This is a genomic window from Gammaproteobacteria bacterium (genome assembly GCA_019748175.1).
GTDB lineage: Bacteria > Pseudomonadota > Gammaproteobacteria > JAIEPX01 > JAIEPX01 > JAIEPX01.
In genome coordinates, this window is sequence record JAIEPX010000005.1 from 19129 (window position 1) to 38193 (window position 19065).

The window sequence follows — 19065 nt, forward strand, 5'->3', positions numbered from 1 at the left end:
TAGGGTGACCCAGCACTCCTTTACTTCCACTTAATGTTGCATCCGATCGAAGATTTTTGATCAGAATTAATGGGTGTATTGGATAGTAAATGATCTAGTGCTGCTGTTAAATCTTTTCCTGTGACTGGTGATTTATTGCTAGGTGTTGCATCATCAAATCGTCCGCGATACACGCAAGCTAATTTTTTGTCAAACACGAAAAATTCTGGAGTGCATGCAGCATCATAGGATTTGGCTACGTCTTGATTTTCATCATATAAATACGGGAATGTAAACCCAAGATCAATTGCATTTTCTTTCATTTTGTTCGGCGCGTCAGCAGGATAATTTTGAGCATCATTAGAGTTGATTGCAATAAAAGCGATGCCTTTTTTTTGATAATTTTTTGCGACTTCTACTACGTGAGAAATAATATGTTGCACATATGGACAGTGATTACAAATAAACATTACTACTGTTCCTTTGTCCGATTTTAAAGAATCCAGTGATATTGTTTTTCCAGAAATAGTATCTTTTAAAGAAAAGCTGGGGGCTGAGGTGCCTAAAGGCATCATGTTTGATGGCGTTAGTGACATAGTATTCTCCTGTAAATCAATCCTTTCCTCACTATTCTACCTTCAGCGGCAGAATCTAGCCAATAGTCTATAATTGTAATTGTGAAGAACACTGTATGGGGGTAGCGTATGAAACAGCGTAGACAATGGTCTGGAGATCTAGAAGAACTGTGGTACATGGCCAACAGGCGCTTAAGAACTTGGGAGTGGGCAGCTAAACTAGGCATAATCCCACTAGATAAGAATTATCGAAACTTCAAAGAAAGGTTAACAAAAGTCCGTGAGAATTTGGATAATAACGCAGCTAAAGAAATGTTAAAAGCGTTTCTAAACGATGTTGATCTTCATTTAAAAGGACGCCTAACAAATTATTTGGGGAAAGTTGAAAAAATCAACAAAGGAATTGTTAGCGGTGCTGTTAAGAAATTATTAGAGGATGCCAAAAATAAAGAAAATGATCCGATTATTTTGATATATCTGGCTAATGCATTCCATAAAATTGCATTGTCTGAAAAAAAGGATGTTACGGTCAGTGAAAATCTTAATTCGATAAAATCGGATGTTGAAGCAATGCTCTATCTATTTAAAGATGGAAACCTCGGTGGGGCGTTGGCCAATTTGAGAACAATTATTGCTCAAATCGAACATCTGGGATTTACTGGAATTGATTCCGCTGTGACATTGGCGGCAGTGATGTATGATCAAGAAATACCACCAGATATGTTTGATACCTTATTTGCAAAGGCACGTCAGCTTGGATCAATAAGCGGTAATGATCCGATATTTTTATATCTGCTTGATCTGAGAGAGGGTGCGAAATATGCCAGTCTGGTTAAAAAGTATTTTCCAAAAGACAAACTTGACAAGGGTAATGTTGCAGAAGTTGAGCTTGATATTGCTGAAATCGAATCATTGTTGACCTCTTCGGGACAAAAATTACAACATTTAGCTCCAGAGAAGATTATTTCAGAGATTCTGCCCGAGCTTGAAAACCCTATTGATAAATTGATTTTTATTCAAGATGAAATACAGATGCGTGCTGATTCGTTATCCAAAGATCCCGAAGGGCTAATTTTATTGCGAAATGAAATGCGGAAGATAATCAGAGAAAATCCAAATGACGAAGAGGTAAAAAAATGGGTTCTTGCTACACCTCTTGATAAGGGTAATGATTCAGAGGATGAAATTGATTTTCCTGTGTCTGGTGAAATTGAATTAAAACTGGTGGGTAAGAATTCTTTGGGAACAGGATTACAAGATTTAACTCCAGAGTTACTTGTTTCAGAGATATTGCCAGGAATTGAACGCCCTGTTATGAAATTGGAATATATTCAAGAACAGGCAACATTATTTTTTGATTCATTATCTAAAGATCCCAAGTGGCTAATTTTATTGCAAAATGAAATGCTGAAGGTAATAAGAGAAAGCTCAAAGGATGAAGATGTAAAAAAATGGATTCTTAGTTCACCTAGAGAAAAAAATAGCTTATTGGATTGGAATGCGTCACGTTTTTTACTTGATCCTCGCTCTAAGGTCCAGCGTGAGCTCATGAATATTTATTCAGGTGATAATCAAATGCTTTTAGGATTAATATTCAGAGATTCAGGCGGTGGTGATCCGTTTAAAGTGAACGGTCCTGTAGATGCTTTAAAGAAAATACTTTTCGGTGCTAATACGCAAATTAATAATATGCCGATTGAAGATATTAAAACCTATATGATTGCTCACCCTGAGCATGCTGGATATTTTTTGAAAGAAAGATCGGGGGTTTTAAGTGGTAGGGATTTTAGAAAAGAATTAGAGGGAAGTTATGGGATTCAAGGTAAAGCAGCTAAATCTGGAATCTCAACCAAAGAACAGATTCAGAGAGTTCAAGTAAGTCAGTCAGGATCAGCAGAAGTTCGCGAAAATAAAAATGAAGCCATGTCAGAATCGGCGGGTAGGTCGGAAGGAATTGAATTGCAAGAAGTTCAAGGAAAGAAGCGCGCGGAAAAAGAGATGCCTGTAAAAGATATAAGAGATAAACTCCCTGAGCCGACTATTCCAGAAGTTGTTCCAATGGAAACGCAGGAGGTTCAGGTTGCGCAATCTGAGGAATCAGATAATGATAAAGCCTTTCAAATTATCAAGGACATTGAAGATATTTTAGAAAAAAATTCAAATATAGATTCTGGAAGACGTAAAGAAGTGGCGGTTCAAATAGGTTTCTTTAAAAATCTGATCCAAAATCCCGGTCAAGCTAAAAAAATTAGTTCGGCGTTAGATGGGATAAAAAAAATGTTAATTGATGAGAGTGCTGATCAAGCGGTGCGAGTGAGTCGAGTTTTGACAAAAGATAGATATTTTAAACGTCGTATGGATGTTAATGATATTACGGGTTCAACTGCAGCACTTGATGCAATTGAAAAGATTAATGAAGTGCTAGATCAGGGAACTAATTTAGATGTCGATAGAGTCAAAGAAATAAAAACGCAGATAGATTTTTTATATAAAGTGATAAAAAATCGACAATGGCATGAGGATGATCATGCGCCGTTATTAGAATCGATTGAGAAAGAAGTGAGCGAAGCAAAAATTTCGGGTGGCGATTTAAAAAAGTGACCATAACATATTATAATATTGTTGACTTCATAATGCAGTTGGGTCAGTATTATTCAGTGTAAAATTCATGCAATAATCTATTGAGGATACTATGAAAAAAGCCATTTTATTTTTCAGCCTTTTATGCGTTTCAAATGGTGCTGCACTTGCGGAAACCAAATGTTTTATGGCAACAGAAAATAAACATATTATGCAGAAAATCGGTCATTGTCAGGAACGTCAGTCTCCGTGTTCAACATTTAAAGTGGCCATTAGCTTGATGGGTTATGATAGTGGAATTTTACTCAATGAACTTCAACCTGTTTATCCCTATAAAGTAGGCGCGCCCACGGTCGTGGAAGCGTGTAAACAATCGCAATCCCCTTCTAGTTGGATGAAAAATAGTTGTGTATGGTATTCTCAGGAAGTCACTCAAAAACTGGGGATGAAAAAATTTCAAAATTATTTAGAAAAATTTAATTATGGTAATCAAGATGCTTCTGGAGAAAAAGGCAAGAATAATGGTCTCACACATGCTTGGTTGGTAAGTTCGTTAGAAATTTCTCCTGACGAACAAGTTCAATTTTTGAAAAAGTTATCAGAAAACAAATTACCTATTTCTAAAAAATCTCAAACCCTTACAAAGCAAATTATGTTTGTAGACAATTTGGATGATGGTTGGAAGCTGTATGGAAAAACCGGCAGCAAAGATACTCAGGCCGGTTGGTTTGTGGGTTGGATAGAAAAAGGTAATCGTAAAATTATTTTTGCGCATTATATTGAAGACAGCAAAAAAATGGATTCCTGGGGTGGGCGAAGAGCGAAAGAAGAAGCCCTTCCTAAACTGAAGCAGTTGATCAAAGCTCAGCATCTCCCGGGTTAGGATTTTGGGTATTTTGGCGCTCAATGCTCTGTATTTATGGAGGTCCCAAGCGGTAGTCTGAATTGTAGGCTATAATGTAGGTGATAGAGCTAATAGATGACCATAAGGGAGTGCTGTGTCATGAGGTTATTTACCACAATATTGATCGTTGGAGCAGCGATTTTGGGGAATTCCTATGCTGAAGATCGCGATCAAGATAGGGGGCGACACGGTGGACAGAGAGGGCAAGATCAATCCTCACAAATTCGGCAAAATCAAACTGTTGTTGCACCGCGAGTTCAAACCAATCAGCCCGTTGTTGTTCCGCAAGTTCAACAATTTCAGCAGACAAGTTCGACTGTTGTGCGAGAAAGGCAGCGACCTGTTGTGCGGAAAGTACAAGAATTTCGTCAGTCAGTCAGACCTCAAAGAACTGAAATTCGAAGAAATGAAGTGTCTAGAGTTCGTCAACAACGTGAACCTATAGCACAGCAGTTTCAAAGACCTGTTCAACCGACAATAATACAGTCTTCACAACAAGATCGTCGCGATTTTTCAAGAGCTGACCGAGAAAGACATCGTCAAGACAGAGGACATGGGTGGAGACATAACCAACGTGATAATACTAACAACTACTATTACGGAGGTAGTAGTGGTACTTCCACCGTTTATCCATATTTCGGTTATCCCTATTTATCCACACCGTACACCGGATTTTCCTCTGGAGCTTACCCAAATCGGTATTTTATTTGTTATACGATAGATCAAGCTGACGAAGACAGTGTTCATGTTTCTTGCCCGTATGGAACTGGTTGGTACAGCACTTCACCTCGATATGATACGTATCAATATCGAAGTGCTTATAGACCTGAATACGTTTGTCCTCAATACGGAGCGGATCAATTTATTGAGTTTAGTTCAAGTTCTGAGGCGAATAACTGGTGGAATCAAAATTGCGATGAATGGATAGATAATCCAAGCAGTGATTATTAAGCAGTTACAGACTGAATCGCTTCTAGAGTGATTAATTTTAATTCGTGTAAAATTTTTTCATCGATATTTAAGGGTGGAAACCAGTAGAGAGTATTGCCTAATGGGCGCAATAAAGCGCCTCGTTTTATGGCCTCTTGAAATATTTTGAACCCTTGCCTTGGTATATTTTTTTCTTCAATTAAATCTGCGGCGACAATAGCTCCAATACCACGAAGATTTTTTAGTTTACCTGTTTGATCAGCGATGTCTTGAAAATCTTTCATCATAATTTTCTGTAAATAATTAGCACGTTCACAAAGAGCTTGTTCTTTAATGACTTCTAAGGTTGCCAGTGCAACACTTGCAGCTAGGGCATTTCCTGAATAAGTGTGTGAGTGTAAAAAAGCTTTCCCAGTTTCATAATCGTCATAAAAATAGTTATATATTGTATCCGTTGTGATTACTGCACTAAATGGCAACCATCCTGATGTGAGACCTTTAGAAACACATACAAAATCAGGTTGAATGTTGGTGTGGTCGCAAGCAAGCATTTTTCCTGTACGTCCAATGCCAGTCATAATTTCATCGGCAATAATGTGAATATCGTGAGCTTTTGCCCAAACAGCTAATTTTTCTAAAAAATCTTTGCTAATAATTTTCATGCCCGCTGCACCTTGAACGATGGGTTCGATGATCAAAGCAGTTGCCGTATCGCAGTAATGTTCTAAACTTTTTTCCGTTTCAATCCAAAAACTGTGAGCATCATTCCAAATGGGATCGTCAGTGTTTGCAACATAGGCTGGTTCTATAAAAGGAGTTTTTAATAATGCTGATTGATAAGGAGCGCGATAAATTCCTAGATCACTAACGCTCAAAGCGCCTAGCGTTTCACCGTGATAAGCATTTTTTAAGGCAATAAAATGTGTTTTTTTAAAATTACCTTCATTAACTCGAGCATGCAAACTCATTTTGAGTGCAATTTCAACTGCTGATGAGCCATCACTTGCGTAAAATACTTTGCTCAGATGTGGCATCAGTTGAGATAATTTTTCGGATAAGCGTGTGATGAGATGGTTTGTAGTATTTGCGAGATCAATATGTTCGAAGCAATCTAGCTGTTTTAGCAAAGCATTTTTGAGAATTGGATGATTATGTCCAAGCGATTTACACCACCAACTTGATATAGCATCAATAATTATTTCACCATTGGATAATTCTAAATAACTTCCGTAGGCGCGCTCAATCACTAAAGGCTTATATAGCTCGTGGTCTTTCATTTGGGAGCAGGGGTGCCAGATAAACTGGGCGTCTTGAGGGATGTCGCTATTTTTATTCATTAGTAAACTCAATAATAATATATGGTTGACTAAAAAGAGATTAGCATATACGATGCTTTCGGTGCAACATATTAGGAAAAACAAATGAGCAGTATCAGTTGGAGTAAGAGCTCTGTACTAGAATTATTTGAGATGCCAATTTTTGAATTGGTGCACCAGGCCTACTCTGTACATAAAGAATATTTTGATCCACAAAATATGGAATATTGTACACTATCGAATATTAAAACAGGCGGGTGTCCTGAAGATTGTACCTACTGCCCTCAAAGTGCGCATTATAAAACAGATCTAAAACGAGAAAAATTGCTTGATCGAAATACTATTATTGAACAGGCAAAAAAAGCTAAAAAAAATGGAGCTAAACGATTTTGCATGGGGGCTGCTTGGAGAAGTCCTCCAAAAAAAGGTTTTCAAGAAGTGTTGCAAATAATCAAGGATATTAAATCACTTGAATTAGAAACTTGTGTTACATTAGGTTTATTAAATGAATCGCAAGCCAATGAGTTGAAATCAGTAGGTTTAGATTTCTATAATCACAATTTGGACACGTCTGAGAAATTTTACCCCACAATTATTACCACGAGAACCTATCAAGATCGTTTAGATACTATCAATCATGTTATTAATGCTGGGATAAATGTGTGTTGTGGAGGAATATTAGGGCTTGGGGAGACTAGGGAAGATCGAATAGAAATGCTAATGCAATTAGCCAGTTTTAATGAACCGCCGAAAAGTATACCGATAAATAAATTAATACCCATAAAAGGAACCCCGCTCGAAAATAACAATGAAATAGGGAATTTTGATTTTATAAAAACAATTGCTGTAACACGCATCATGTTCCCACGCTCTATGATTCGCTTGTCAGCAGGTCGAGAAAATATGAGTGATGAGTTTCAGGCTTGGTGTTTTATGTCCGGGGCGAATTCAATATTTATCGGCGATGTATTATTGACAGCGCCCAATCCCAGTTACTATAAAGATTGTGACTTGATGAAAAATCTAGGCATGAAGCTACCACAAATTTGAAAAGGACGAGTATTTTGTTAGGTAAAAACAAGCTTAAGCTTGAGAAATGGAAAGCAAATGCTCTATTAAGAACAAGACATTCAATTCGTAAATCAGAACGAAATACTGTGATCGTGGAGAATAATTCCATGATAAATTTCTGCAGTAATGATTACCTAGGGTTATCAAAAAACCCACAAATTATTGAAGCCTATTCAAGAGGAATTGATGAATATGGATTGGGCAGTGGTGCTTCAGCCTTTATTTCAGGATATTATTCAGCGCAGAATGAATTTGAAATTGAATTTGCAAATTGGTTGGGAGTTGAAAAGGCAATATTGTTCAGTTCAGGGTACCTGGCAAATATAGGTACAATAACAGCACTGGTCGATAGAAAAAATAGTATTTTGTCGGATAAATTTTGTCATGCATCAATATTAGATGGAATACAATTATCAAGGGCTAAGCATTTTCGATATCAACATAATTCTTTGATAGATTTAATACGATTGGCACAGTTAAAAAAACCAGATTTAATAATCACTGAAAGTGTTTTTAGTATGAAAGGCAGTATTTCGCCTATTTCAGAAATTACTTCATTGGCGAATTATCATCAATCAATGGTTGTAGTAGATGATGCACACGGTATAGGTGTATTAGGAAAATGGGGCAGGGGGATATGTGAACATGCAAAGATCAATCCTAATCAAATTGATTGTTTAGTGGCGCCCTTAGGAAAAGCCTTTAATGCGATGGGGGCTATGGTTGCTGGAAAAAAAGAAGTTATTGAAACTGTGTTGCAGTTCGCGCGTACCTATCGTTACACTACGGCGCTTCCCCCAGCGATAGCATGCGCATTGTTGATAACATTAAGGATTGTTAACGAACAGATATGGCGACGTGAAAAGCTAATAGAATTAACAGAATTTTTTATTAGCAAAGCACTAGCTAGAGGTTTGAATCTATCCTCGCTAGATCCAACCCCGATAAAGTCAATCATAATTGGTAATAATATTAAAGTGTTGGAACTTCAGAAAATAATGCTAACTAAGGGATTTTTTGTTTCATGCATACGGCCGCCTACAGTTCCTGATAATCAAGCGTGTATTCGAATATCGCTCAATTGTATGCATCAAGAGTCAGATATTGTTCGTTTGATAGATAGTATTTGCGAGTCCATCATATGACAACGTTGATTAAAGATCGTATCAAGCGAACATTCAATAAGGCATTTAAAACATATGATATTCATGACTGTGTTCAGAAGAAAATTTGTGAGAAGTCAATTGAATTGCTATGTCAAAATAATAGAGAATTTCAGGGCATAGCGGATTTTGCAAGTGGCACAGGAAATAGCACATTAGCTCTGATAGAAAAAATCCGATATAAAAAAATGTATTCCATAGATATTTCAGAGAATTTGATGGAGATCGCAAGAATGAAACTTGAAGGTAAAGATATAGAGTTTATTGTGGGCGATTTCGATGAAAGATTATTGCCTGAAAATACTCTGGATCTAATTTTTTGTAATATGGGCCTGCAGTGGTCTTTGAATATTAATAATGCCCTCTCTTTATTTTATTCAATTCTGAGAAAAAATGGCATATTAATATTTTCGATTCCCCTAGAAGGTACATTTATTGAGCTTAATCAGTGTTATAGAAATAAACAACGATTTGGATGGGAAGTGAAAACAATTTTAAGGGATTTAAACTTACAGTCGATCCAATGCCATCATTTCAACTATATTCAAGTTTTTGATACGCATCTTGACGCTTTAAAATCTATAAAAGGAGTTGGAGCGAATTGTATATTAGATCGAACCGGTATAAATCAGATAAACCATCTCGGTAAAAGAATGAAAAACTTTTTTCTCGAAAAAGAAAATATCTCATTAACGTACCACATTGGCATTTTCATTGCTAAAAAAGGAAGTGTCTAATATGGCTAATGTATTTATAACTGGAACAGATACCAATGTAGGTAAAACGTTTTGTACTGTTGCACTGCTTCATCAGTTGAATATGAAAGGCTATAAAACCTTTGGATTAAAACCCGTCGCGTCTGGTTGCTTTCTAAATGAAGAGGGTCAGCTTGTAAATGAAGATGCGCTCGCGATACAAAAAGCAGCATCGATAAAGAGAGGCTATCAAATAATTAACCCCATTTCATTTCAGGAACCCATCGCTCCGCATATTGCAGCCAAGAAAGTGGGGGGGTATCTTTCTTCTAGACTCATTATTGACGTAATTACGCGTTCGATTCAACAAGAAGCGGATATCAATATCATTGAAGGTGTTGGGGGGTGGTCAGTGCCTATTAATGATAACGAACTTATGTCAGACGTTGTTATTAAATTGAATTTTCCGATTATTTTGGTAGTGGGCATTCGACTGGGTTGCGTGAATCATGCAATTTTAACGGCTCAGAAAATCATGCAAAACAAAGTAACTTTTTTAGGATGGATAGCAAATTGTATTGATAATTCGATGTTGGAACTGGATGAAAATATTCAATCAATTGCTGAATGGATACCGGCGCCATGTTTGGGAATTATACCATACTGTATAGAGTCTGATAGTATCCCTAAAATTGAAACCGATTTAATTTTATCGCAACTATTGTAGAAAATGATTTAGAACGGCCATCCTAATTGCCACCCCATTCGTGATTTGTTTTAGAATGACAGATTGAGATCCATCAGCTACTTGGCTTGCTATATCGATTTCACGATTGATAGGGCCTGGATGCATAACAATGGCGCCTTTTTTAGCGTGTAGTAAATTTTCTGGTTTGATGCCGTAATGCTGAAAATAGTCGGAAAAATTTGGCATATCGGCATCTTGCATTCTTTCTTTTTGGATGCGTAAAACAATAATTACATCCACGTCTTGTAGCCCTTCATTTAATTGACTGAACTGAGAAAATTCCTTTCCGATGAATTCAGAAGGTATAAGTGCAGCTGGTGCGATGAGTCGAATATCTTTAATACCCAATTTTCTAAATAACGCTATTTGTGATCGTGCAACGCGAGAGTGGCTAATATCGCCAACGATGGCAATGCTCAAAGTCATAAAATTTGGATTATGTTGTTGAATTGTCATAACATCTAATAGAGCCTGCGTTGGGTGAGCATGATGGCCATCGCCTGCATTGATGATTGAAATAGTCGGCGGCAGATTTTCAGCCAGAAATTTCGGAATCCCCACTTCGTGATGACGCACCACAAAGGCATCGATTTTCATTGCTGTAAGTGCTCTAAAGGTATCGAGCAGTGATTCACCTTTTAACGTTGATGACGTACTAACGTCAAAATTGATTACTTCAATGCCTAATCGTTTCGCGGCTAATTCAAAGCTGCACCGCGTTCTTGTGCTAGATTCAAAAAAAGCATTGCATAGAATTTTTGAATCAGCTTTAGATTGATTTTTCCAGTGAGATTTATTGAGGTATTCATTACCAGCATTTAATATTTGAAAAATGACATCGAGAGAAAGAGATTCGATATCCAATAGATGACGAAGGCCGAGTGTTGACATGACTACCCTGATTAAATTAATTCAATCGAATCAGTATGGCATTACTCCGTACCCTCGTCAACTATCTCCCTCCCGCGGCTTTTTTTAAGTTCAACATAAAAAATTAACCTTCAATTCTATAGCAGGATAAAAATATACTCAGCAATTCAATATTGCTATTGACAGAAAACTTTACCTTGATGTTCATAATATGATTTTCAGCGGTGCGACTTGAAAAGTTTAGAACCCTCGCTATTTCTTTCGCAGATAATCCTTTCGATAACATCAGTAAAACTTCGAATTCTCGAGGAGTTATTTTATTTCCATCTAGGTATTCGCTCAGGCCTATCGCTGTAAAGAAATTATCCAGAGCAATTTTCTCGTCAGAATAATGATTCTTATAGATTAAGTATAATGACGCGGAAGAGAGTTTGCTCGTGCTCTGAGTGCCATATACTAGGATGTATTTTTTTTCAATTGATTCAATGCTGAGAGGGTAAAAGTTTAATTGTAGCTCATGTAAACTGCCATCTGAATGAATTAGAGGGTATATTTTCTTGTCTAATATTTCATGATTATCTTCGATAGCTTTTTTTTCATGTATTGATATCGTTTCATCTATTAGATCAGTTACTTGAATTGATTCATTATTGAATATAGCCTTAAAATGGTTGTTGATATAGATATAGCGATTATTTTCAACGTCTTTTAAATAGGCTAAATTAGGCAGTATTGCTATAAGTGTACGTAAGTATTCAAATTGTAAAATAGTATTCTTCAAATCACCGTAACTTAAAGCGATGGTTGTACCATTATGATTGCTATTGTGGGCATTATTTCGCATATTCCTAAATGAATCATTTTTAGTGCAACTAGCTTTAGTAAGTGCTCGTTCGTTTCTGGTTGGCATAATCTACTCCATATGTTAAAAATTCAAATTTCTAGAATTACAGTCTAAACGATCCATTGCTATCAAAACATCCGTATGAATTACGTAGTTTTTAATCAGAAAAGGGATTAAGAAATCAGGTCACTATCAAAACATCCGTATAAAATACGTAGATTTATAACACTAATGTGAACAATGATATGAGGCAATCTACGTTTGACTTGTAGTGAATAAAGCCTCGCAAGTTCAGAGAAGCTAGTCTTCTTCTCGAGACTAGGGTGATGTAATTTTAGAAATATCAGGTGTCTATTGTTGAAGCTGTTTGATGAGATCCGACTTTAGTGCTGACGTGTTATATCTCTCTTTAGATAGGCTCATCGTCGAGATAATTTTAGATTTGGAGTATGGTTTAATATAATACTTTGCAAATGTAGTAAGAGTATCTGTGGGGCCTATGTCGATATATTGATACTGGCCTTGATTTTCTAGAAATTCGAGTGTTTCTTGAAAATGTAGAGGCGTGCGTATAACTTTATAAAAGTGACTGCTATCTACAGAATCGATAAAATTACATATTGTGGATGATGCAACAGGTATTTTAGGTGATTGAAAAACCGTTGTATCGAGAATGGCGCTTATTGGCTCAATGGCAGGTTCAATAGCGCTAGAATGAAAACCATAATGAATAGGAAGTCTGAAATAATGCACGTTTAATGAATTAAGACGATTGATTAACGTCGATTCAGAGCTATGTGGGCCAGCAACTACAAAATGCTGTTTAAAATTTTTAGACACTAACTCGATTTGAGGGATATTCAACTCGGATGGCAGATCTCTCTCTCGCTCAGAGACTATGGCATACATAAAGCCATATTCGCAAGACGCAGAAACAATTTTCGCTTGATGTAGAATAAGCGTGAGTGCTTGATCCGGATTGATGGATTCCGCAGTAGTTAAAGCACAGTATTCACCCAAGCTATAACCTAGGACAATATCAGGATAAATGGACAGAGATTTTAAGGTCTGTACCATAGCGTGCTGAATCATAAATATTGCAGGATGCGTAACTGCTAATGTATCTAGATTATCGGTAATAACCTTATTCTGATCATAAATGGCAGTCAGTACAGAATAACCGGCGATGGATTTGACCAGATCATCGAGATGGTCCAAAGCTTTTCTGAAGACTGTATTCTCTTGGTAAAGAGAGTGGCCCATATGGTAATACTGTGAACCTTGACCGGTGAACATGAATACGGTTTTTAAATTATGAGACATTAATGTTTTCCTTGGAATAAAGATAAATGTATATCTTTGTAATCATCTGGGGGGTATTGGCCTTATAGAAAAATATCAATAAGGTACATACCCCCCCCCCAGACGAATTTTCAGAACGCTTTCTTATAACCCTTCAGATTTTTATATTTTATCAGATCTTAGTTTTTTAGTGTGTGGGTTGATTCTGCATCTGGAACTAATTCCGGATGATTGCGACGCTGTTGAAAAAATGTCCCAATCATATGCATCCCACCGAGCATAACACTGGAGTGTAAGCCAAATTTTAAAACACGACTGCCAGTGGATTGGAATAGATTTTTTTCACTATAAGCTTTTATGAGGTGTTGCTTTAAAGATAAGGGTTTCGCGCTATAGTCACCCATGACCTTAGTTTTTAAAACATCAGCGGGCGTAGTAATTAATTGTGAGAAAATTCCAGTGAATAATCCTCCAATAAATGCTGTGTACGGTTTTTTAATATCTGTCCATTCTTTAAGATAAGTATTATTTGAATCTAGACCATATTGGTAGGCCCTTTCTTTAAATATATCAGTTCCAGCGAGAACAAATGGCGAATGTAAAGTCAATTTTAAAGTCATTGGGATAAATCCTTTAAAATGATAACGTAATTTACTGGTAGGATTTTCAACCTTGATTTTGAATGTGTCACGAATTCTCTTTGCTTCAATTGGTGTTGCAATGATTGAGCAGAATATGGCAGTAATCAGACTGCTGTTTACAGCATTCATTGTTTTATTTTTTAGTCCTTGAGCATAAAAAACTTCTTTCAAAGCTTCATAGGAACCATAAACAATTATCGCGCCAGGAGGTGTAGACATCACCAATGGCCAAGAAAGTCCCCGATAAAAACCAGAGGCGCCATAGTTTTTATAAATAGTACGACTTGTAGAAAAAAATTTTGTGTTGTTTTGTTGTTGAAATGTAATTACGGTATCTAGCGGATGCGTGATAATTTTTTCAAAAAAAGCTACGGTTCCTGGTGCTACCCCTGCTTTATAAAACAACCGAGATTGGAAGCTCTGTGCATCATAACTTGGTAGGTTGTTCTCTTCCCTGGATAACATGGCATCATCTTTTTTCATAATATCTCCTTTTAACGTTAAAAAATTAATATTGATTAGCCAATCAGAAAGTTCTTTCTCAAAAATAAGTAAGGATTCAATTTCTGAAAGGTGAGTGATTTTTATCTTAGTAAGAATTTCCAATCTATCTGTAGATTTACGTAGTGATTGAGCAGTTTTTAGGTGTTATTTTTTGATGATTGTAAATTATTAACAGGAGATTGATATGAAAACGGATTCTAAATATTTGTTCGCTTATTTAGCGACGGTCATTGGGGTTAGTTGGGCTATACTAATAAGTTGGGTGGCTTTTTCCAAAGTTTTGACACCGATTTTAGGCCCATTAGAGCTGACACATCCATTGATCATTTTTATTCTGTACCTACCGTCTTTTATAGGTTTGATGATTTCCTACATCGCTGGCGGGCGAACAGGACTGAAAAATATGGCTTTGAAAATTATTCCACGAAAAGAAGATCTTTTCTGGTTTCCGGTAATTATTGGAATATTTATTGTGTTTGAATTGGTGTTGCACTACGGTTGCCGTATTTTTGGAATCCCATTGCCTGAAATTACAATGACTATTCCTCATATAATTTTGAAATCTTTGTGGAATTTTATTGAGGAAGCTGGATTAATTGGTGGGGTGTTTGGATGGATAGGCTTTGTTTTACCAACTTTGCAAGGAAAGTTCAAAAATAATATTTCTGCCGCTCTATTGACGGGGCTTCTATTTGGTCTTTGGGTGCTTCCGGGGTACGGTGTGTCCTCCGTTCAGAGTTTAGTATCCTATGGCCTCTATGTAATGCAGTTGATGAGTTTTTTGGTCTTTATCAGTTATATTTTTAATGCAACGAAAGGCGGCTTAAGCTTCTATTTGCTTGCTTTTTGGTTAGCTGCAACAGGTAGCCATGTTCAATTGTATTATTTTAATATCCCTGTTCAACTGATTGAGATTTCATTCTTTTGTTTGGTGGCAACGCTGATGCATTTTATTTTCAAGTCGCTAAAACACAATTATCCATTAGCCACTTTCCCGGATTATATTTTGAAAGATAACAAAGCGGTAAAGATCAACGATCCTCTAGATCGAAACATTGCTTCATCACCGTATGCTTCTTAAGGAGAAATGAAAATGATTAAAAACACCCCCTTTTCTTGCTTTCTTTTGATCTGGACGGGCGATTTTATTTCGACGATAGGATCAGGTTTGTCGGCATTTGCTTTGGGGGTGTACGCTTTCGATCGTACAGGGCTTGCGACAAGTACGGCCATGGTTGTGTTATGCAGTTTTTTACCCGCTTTTTTGTTTCGCCCATTAGGAGGAGTTCTGGCCGATAGGTTTAATCGTACTTTTCTTATGTTGGTAGGAAATATTGGATCTGCGGTAGGTATTGGAGTGACGTTTTTATTATTAGATAAAAGTGCGTCCAATTTGTTTTTTATATATCCGGGAATTATGCTTAGCTCAATTTTCTTTGCTTGCCAAAATCCTGCTTATAAAGCATCCGTCTCTGATTTTCTTCCCGAAGAACTTTATTCAAAAGCGAGTGGATTACTGCAGCTATCAAACGCGGGTCAGTTTTTGATCGCCCCTTTTCTTGCCGGAATTTTAATGTCTATGTTTTCAATAAAAATTGTGTTGTTGATTGATGCGTTCACATTTTTGTTTTCAGCAGCGTTAGTGTTACTTGTAATTTTGCGCTTTAATATTCCGGAAAAAAAACATGCTGAAGTAAAGAAATTCTCGATAAAGGAAGATATTTATTTTGGTTTAAAAGTTATATTTAAAAACAAAGGGATTGTCTTTTTAATATCAATTGTAGCACTATTGTTGTTCTACGTAGGGCTATTGCAAACACTTTTGCCTCCTATGGTGCTTTCATTTAGTACGGCGAGTGTATTGGGGATTTCGCAGTCTGTGTGTGCTCTAGGGATGTTAGCTGCATCCTTCTTTATTACTGTTGTACAACGCAAGCAGAGTAATCGACGTATATTATCAATTTCCTTGTTTTTTATGGGCATATCGTTTTCATTTATTGGGATCGTCCAAAATATTTGGTCAGTTATTATTCCAGGAATCATATTTTTCTCTGTTATTCCATTCGTGAACAGTAGTGTAGATGTTTTAATTAGAAAGAATATTAGCAATGAAGCTCAAGGACGAGCATGGTCTCTGATTTCTGTGTTTACATACTTAGGTGCAGTTATAGCTTACGCTAGCGCCGGCTTTTTGGCCGACAAAGTTTTTAACCCTCTTTTTCTACCAGGTGGAATACTGGAAGGATCTTTTGGAAAAGTTTTCGGAGTAGGTGCTGGGCGAGGAATTGCCTTTATGTTTTTCTTATCCGGAATTTTAGTGAGCTTTCTCTCAGTAGTGGTCTATAAATCTAGACGAATTGTGGAGTTAGAAGAAATATCTTTTTTGCGAGAGTCTGTAGGAGTCGAATAAAAAAAGATATCTTATTTTTTAAATTAATTTAATGAAGGAGGTTTTTATGTTTTTTTTAGTATTGTGGGGTTTGGGTCTTCTTGCGTCGGGACTATACTTTTTATTTGTTGGTGTTCCTGAAACGTTAGCAGAAATAAGTAGCGTTATTTTGCTTGACCAATTTATTTTTACCTTTGGTTCGCTTGGTATTATCGGGATTTTTATTAATGTTTTTTTTGCTCAAAAAACATCCACGATGCTTGGATGGCCGGGCGGACCTTATCAAATTAAATATGGTTTCTCACAGTTATGTATCGGCCTGATGGGTGTTTTGGCAATTTGGATGAGGGGTCCATTTTGGGCTGCAACACTGATCAATATGTATATATACGGGTTAAGTGGATTTTGGACTCATACGCAAGAAATGCTTAAAAATGGAAAAGCAGATGCCAGTAATGTCGGCAATATAATTATGAACTTTTTTTATCAATTATTTATTACACTTCTTTCAATTTTCGCTGGAGGAATTTGGATATTTAATTAGGTTTTAGTAGGTAAATGTACGTATTTTTTAAATTCGTATTTTATCTTTTAATCGTCAACTGTTTCTCGGGTGTTGGAAATATCCGAGAGGTGAAATTGATAAACAAATAGGAGAACTTTATGCGTGAATTTATGGAAAGTCTTTATAAGATGAATCCAAGTAAAATGGCAGCAGTGCATGTTTTAGACATGGTGATTGCTGCAAACAAGGTCCTTTTACCATTACCAATCATCAGCGCTATTGCTGAAGCTGGTGAAGAAGGTATTTTTGGCTCTGTTGCGGGTGCGGCAGGTATGAGTCTTTTGGGGCTCGCTATGAATGTAGTTCTTCCGCGAGTACGGGACTATATTGTAGGCGAGGTTCGACATAATACTCAAAAAGAAATAACTCTAAACATGGTGGATTCTGTATATAAAAGAGAGCTTGATACTATGTTGGGAGCTCCAACAGGTTCCTGTGCATTAATTACATCAAAGAACTATGGTTCTGTCGGATTAATTGCACCTACTCTTTATTCAGACATATTGCCGATCTTTACAGAAACATTTGGCTTATCTGCTGCTTTAACATATTACTACGGACTAGTAGGGGTTGCTCCAGTATTGATTTTAGCGGCTTATTCCGTTTCGGCTTTCTTAAGAGAGAGCATGAGCTCAAAGTTGAAAGAAGAAAATTCGTTGCTCATGAGAGAATCTTTTATGGTTCTAATGGGCGCTATCAACAATTATCAAATAGCACATCAATACGGAAACACAAAATTTGAACTCGATAAGCTAAATAAAGCGCTATCGAAAATGGAATCATCTTACAATCAGGTTCAAAAAGAAGGTGAGAAAAATTCATTATTCTTATCTAGCTTGAGCCAAGTAAGTATCGTAGCGGTTATTCTTTATACGTTGATGAGAAACCCGAGCGGTGTCCTTAAAATGAAAGACCTATTACCATTCATTTACTATGTTTTCCGTTTTAGTTCACTTTTAGATTCTCTTCCATCAAAAATAAATACTTTGTACATGGGCTTGCTCGATACAAGACTTATCTCGAACTTTTTTGATACAAAGTCTTCTATCGCTGAACCAGTCAACTCTAAATATATTGGAATGAAATCAGCGCCAAGAATTACTTTCGAAAATGTTAGTTTTTCTTACGGTGAGAATAAGCCTAGTCTGAGTAATATCAGTTTTACGGTTGAGCCTAAACAGAAAGTGGCAATAATGGGGTCAACTGGATCAGGTAAATCCACATTATTGAAGTTATTGCAACGTTTTTATAATTTTTCAGGAAAGATTTCATTAGATGGTAATGATATTACCGCCATCTCAACTGAAGATCTTAGGTCTAGTATTTCAGTGGTATCTCAGGAAACTGGATTAATGGAAGGAACCATTCTTAGTAATATTAATTATGGTGATTTAAAAGCACAAGAAGGAGATATCCTTTCTGCAGCTAAGCACGCGGGTCTAAAATTCGAGAAACAACGGTTTTTTGGAAGCGTCCAACAGCAAGGTTCAAATTTTTCTGGTGGAGAAAAACAGCGGATTGCAATTGCTCGAGCATTATTGAAAAAAGGGGCGCACATATTCTTGTTGGATGAACCTACTTCAGCTCTTGATCACGAAACTTCAAGAGAAGTTCTAAAGACACTTGATCAGTTGACGGGTTTCGCAACTACTCTAATAGTAACACATGATCCAAATGTGGCTGTGAATGCAGATCGTATTGTTTATTTTGAACATGGCAAAATTGTAGAAACTGGAACTTATAAAGAACTGATGGATCTAAAAGGCTCATTCTACAAACAAGTTTTGGTTCAATGCGATAAGTTAGGGGTTTCTGTTGAGGATATCAAACCCTTAAACAAGCGTGAAGAAGACGAAGCTGTAGAATATCTAGAGTGGAGAAACTCACGGGTCTAAAAACATTTCCTGAGAAGTGTTTGATTTGACTAGCCATGTTTTTTGAAAACATGGCTAGTCATTTTAATCGAGGATTAGGTTTTTAATTGCCGAA

General features: G+C 36.7%; 17 protein-coding genes. 11 read left to right on the forward strand and 6 right to left on the reverse strand.

Annotation, left to right across the window (positions count from 1 at the left end):
* Window positions 1-20 precede the first annotated feature (20 nt).
* Window positions 21-575, reverse strand: a complete 555-nt coding sequence (locus K2X50_02665; protein ID MBX9586139.1) for a thioredoxin family protein — start codon at window positions 573-575, stop codon at window positions 21-23.
* Between the two features lie 108 nt (window positions 576-683).
* Between K2X50_02665 and K2X50_02670 the strand changes: the two genes are divergently transcribed.
* From K2X50_02670 to K2X50_02680, 3 genes are all read left to right on the forward strand, one after another.
* A complete protein-coding gene (locus tag K2X50_02670) occupies window positions 684-3155 on the forward strand; it encodes a hypothetical protein (protein MBX9586140.1) in 2472 nt (823 codons plus the stop codon).
* 91 nt (window positions 3156-3246) lie between these two features.
* Window positions 3247-4017 carry a class D beta-lactamase gene (blaOXA, locus tag K2X50_02675; GenBank protein MBX9586141.1) on the forward strand — a complete coding sequence of 257 codons (771 nt, stop codon included), beginning with the start codon at window positions 3247-3249 and terminating at the stop codon, window positions 4015-4017.
* Window positions 4018-4137: 120 nt separating this feature from the next.
* Entirely contained in the window at window positions 4138-4989 is an 852-nt protein-coding gene (locus K2X50_02680; GenBank protein MBX9586142.1) for a hypothetical protein, read from the forward strand.
* On the opposite strand, the gene bioA is transcribed toward K2X50_02680, so the two are convergent.
* Window positions 4986-6305, reverse strand: a complete 1320-nt coding sequence (bioA, locus tag K2X50_02685) for an adenosylmethionine--8-amino-7-oxononanoate transaminase (protein MBX9586143.1) — start codon at window positions 6303-6305, stop codon at window positions 4986-4988. The two genes, K2X50_02680 and bioA, sit on opposite strands and share 4 nt — an antisense overlap.
* Before the next feature lie 84 nt (window positions 6306-6389).
* Between bioA and bioB the strand changes: the two genes are divergently transcribed.
* From bioB to bioD, 4 genes are read left to right on the forward strand one after another with little or no spacing between them, the layout of a single operon-like run.
* Window positions 6390-7334 (forward strand): biotin synthase BioB, encoded by a 945-nt coding sequence (gene bioB, locus K2X50_02690; protein ID MBX9586144.1) that lies wholly within the window; start codon window positions 6390-6392, stop codon window positions 7332-7334.
* 11 nt (window positions 7335-7345) lie between these two features.
* Window positions 7346-8500: an 8-amino-7-oxononanoate synthase gene (locus K2X50_02695; protein ID MBX9586145.1), complete on the forward strand. Its 1155-nt coding sequence runs from the start codon at window positions 7346-7348 to the stop codon at window positions 8498-8500.
* Window positions 8497-9255, forward strand: a complete 759-nt coding sequence (locus tag K2X50_02700; GenBank protein MBX9586146.1) for a methyltransferase domain-containing protein — start codon at window positions 8497-8499, stop codon at window positions 9253-9255. Before K2X50_02695 ends, K2X50_02700 begins: the two co-directional genes overlap by 4 nt.
* A 1-nt stretch (window position 9256) precedes the next feature.
* Window positions 9257-9940 carry a dethiobiotin synthase gene (gene bioD, locus K2X50_02705; GenBank protein ID MBX9586147.1) on the forward strand — a complete coding sequence of 228 codons (684 nt, stop codon included), beginning with the start codon at window positions 9257-9259 and terminating at the stop codon, window positions 9938-9940.
* Here bioD and K2X50_02710 read toward each other — a convergent pair.
* The 4 genes from K2X50_02710 to K2X50_02725 all read right to left on the reverse strand — a co-directional run bounded on the left by K2X50_02710 (window position 9932) and on the right by K2X50_02725 (window position 14224).
* Window positions 9932-10852: an aspartate carbamoyltransferase catalytic subunit gene (locus tag K2X50_02710; protein MBX9586148.1), complete on the reverse strand. Its 921-nt coding sequence runs from the start codon at window positions 10850-10852 to the stop codon at window positions 9932-9934. The two genes, bioD and K2X50_02710, sit on opposite strands and share 9 nt — an antisense overlap.
* Before the next feature lie 103 nt (window positions 10853-10955).
* Window positions 10956-11741, reverse strand: coding sequence for a helix-turn-helix transcriptional regulator (locus tag K2X50_02715; GenBank protein ID MBX9586149.1), 786 nt, complete (start codon window positions 11739-11741; stop codon window positions 10956-10958).
* A gap of 285 nt (window positions 11742-12026) precedes the next feature.
* The gene (locus K2X50_02720; GenBank protein MBX9586150.1) at window positions 12027-12998 is read right to left on the reverse strand and encodes an acyltransferase domain-containing protein; all 972 of its coding nucleotides are present in this window, start codon (window positions 12996-12998) and stop codon (window positions 12027-12029) included.
* Between the two features lie 158 nt (window positions 12999-13156).
* Window positions 13157-14224, reverse strand: a complete 1068-nt coding sequence (locus tag K2X50_02725) for an MC/SLC25 family protein (protein ID MBX9586151.1) — start codon at window positions 14222-14224, stop codon at window positions 13157-13159.
* A gap of 82 nt (window positions 14225-14306) precedes the next feature.
* On the opposite strand from K2X50_02725, the gene K2X50_02730 reads away from it, so the two are divergent.
* The 4 genes from K2X50_02730 to K2X50_02745 all read left to right on the forward strand — a co-directional run bounded on the left by K2X50_02730 (window position 14307) and on the right by K2X50_02745 (window position 18971).
* The gene (locus tag K2X50_02730; protein ID MBX9586152.1) at window positions 14307-15203 is read left to right on the forward strand and encodes a hypothetical protein; all 897 of its coding nucleotides are present in this window, start codon (window positions 14307-14309) and stop codon (window positions 15201-15203) included.
* Window positions 15204-15215: 12 nt separating this feature from the next.
* A complete protein-coding gene (locus tag K2X50_02735) occupies window positions 15216-16532 on the forward strand; it encodes an MFS transporter (GenBank protein MBX9586153.1) in 1317 nt (438 codons plus the stop codon).
* 46 nt (window positions 16533-16578) lie between these two features.
* The gene (locus K2X50_02740) at window positions 16579-17055 is read left to right on the forward strand and encodes a hypothetical protein (protein MBX9586154.1); all 477 of its coding nucleotides are present in this window, start codon (window positions 16579-16581) and stop codon (window positions 17053-17055) included.
* 119 nt (window positions 17056-17174) lie between these two features.
* Entirely contained in the window at window positions 17175-18971 is a 1797-nt protein-coding gene (locus tag K2X50_02745) for an ABC transporter ATP-binding protein/permease (GenBank protein MBX9586155.1), read from the forward strand.
* The last annotated feature ends 94 nt before the right edge of the window (window positions 18972-19065 follow it).

Excerpts from the sequence above, each read along its gene's own strand:
- K2X50_02665 (MBX9586139.1), bottom strand. The coding sequence starts at position 575 with ATGTCACTAACGCCATCAAACATGATGCCTTTAGGCACCTCAGCCCCC.
- K2X50_02735 (MBX9586153.1), top strand. The coding sequence starts at position 15,216 with ATGATTAAAAACACCCCCTTTTCTTGCTTTCTTTTGATCTGGACGGGC.
- K2X50_02715 (MBX9586149.1), bottom strand. The coding sequence starts at position 11,741 with ATGCCAACCAGAAACGAACGAGCACTTACTAAAGCTAGTTGCACTAAA.
- K2X50_02730 (MBX9586152.1), top strand. The coding sequence starts at position 14,307 with ATGAAAACGGATTCTAAATATTTGTTCGCTTATTTAGCGACGGTCATT.
- K2X50_02680 (MBX9586142.1), top strand. The coding sequence starts at position 4,138 with ATGAGGTTATTTACCACAATATTGATCGTTGGAGCAGCGATTTTGGGG.
- K2X50_02720 (MBX9586150.1), bottom strand. The coding sequence starts at position 12,998 with ATGTCTCATAATTTAAAAACCGTATTCATGTTCACCGGTCAAGGTTCA.
- bioA (MBX9586143.1), bottom strand. The coding sequence starts at position 6,305 with ATGAATAAAAATAGCGACATCCCTCAAGACGCCCAGTTTATCTGGCAC.
- bioB (MBX9586144.1), top strand. The coding sequence starts at position 6,390 with ATGAGCAGTATCAGTTGGAGTAAGAGCTCTGTACTAGAATTATTTGAG.
- bioD (MBX9586147.1), top strand. The coding sequence starts at position 9,257 with ATGGCTAATGTATTTATAACTGGAACAGATACCAATGTAGGTAAAACG.
- blaOXA (MBX9586141.1), top strand. The coding sequence starts at position 3,247 with ATGAAAAAAGCCATTTTATTTTTCAGCCTTTTATGCGTTTCAAATGGT.
- K2X50_02745 (MBX9586155.1), top strand. The coding sequence starts at position 17,175 with ATGCGTGAATTTATGGAAAGTCTTTATAAGATGAATCCAAGTAAAATG.
- K2X50_02670 (MBX9586140.1), top strand. The coding sequence starts at position 684 with ATGAAACAGCGTAGACAATGGTCTGGAGATCTAGAAGAACTGTGGTAC.
- K2X50_02700 (MBX9586146.1), top strand. The coding sequence starts at position 8,497 with ATGACAACGTTGATTAAAGATCGTATCAAGCGAACATTCAATAAGGCA.
- K2X50_02740 (MBX9586154.1), top strand. The coding sequence starts at position 16,579 with ATGTTTTTTTTAGTATTGTGGGGTTTGGGTCTTCTTGCGTCGGGACTA.
- K2X50_02710 (MBX9586148.1), bottom strand. The coding sequence starts at position 10,852 with ATGTCAACACTCGGCCTTCGTCATCTATTGGATATCGAATCTCTTTCT.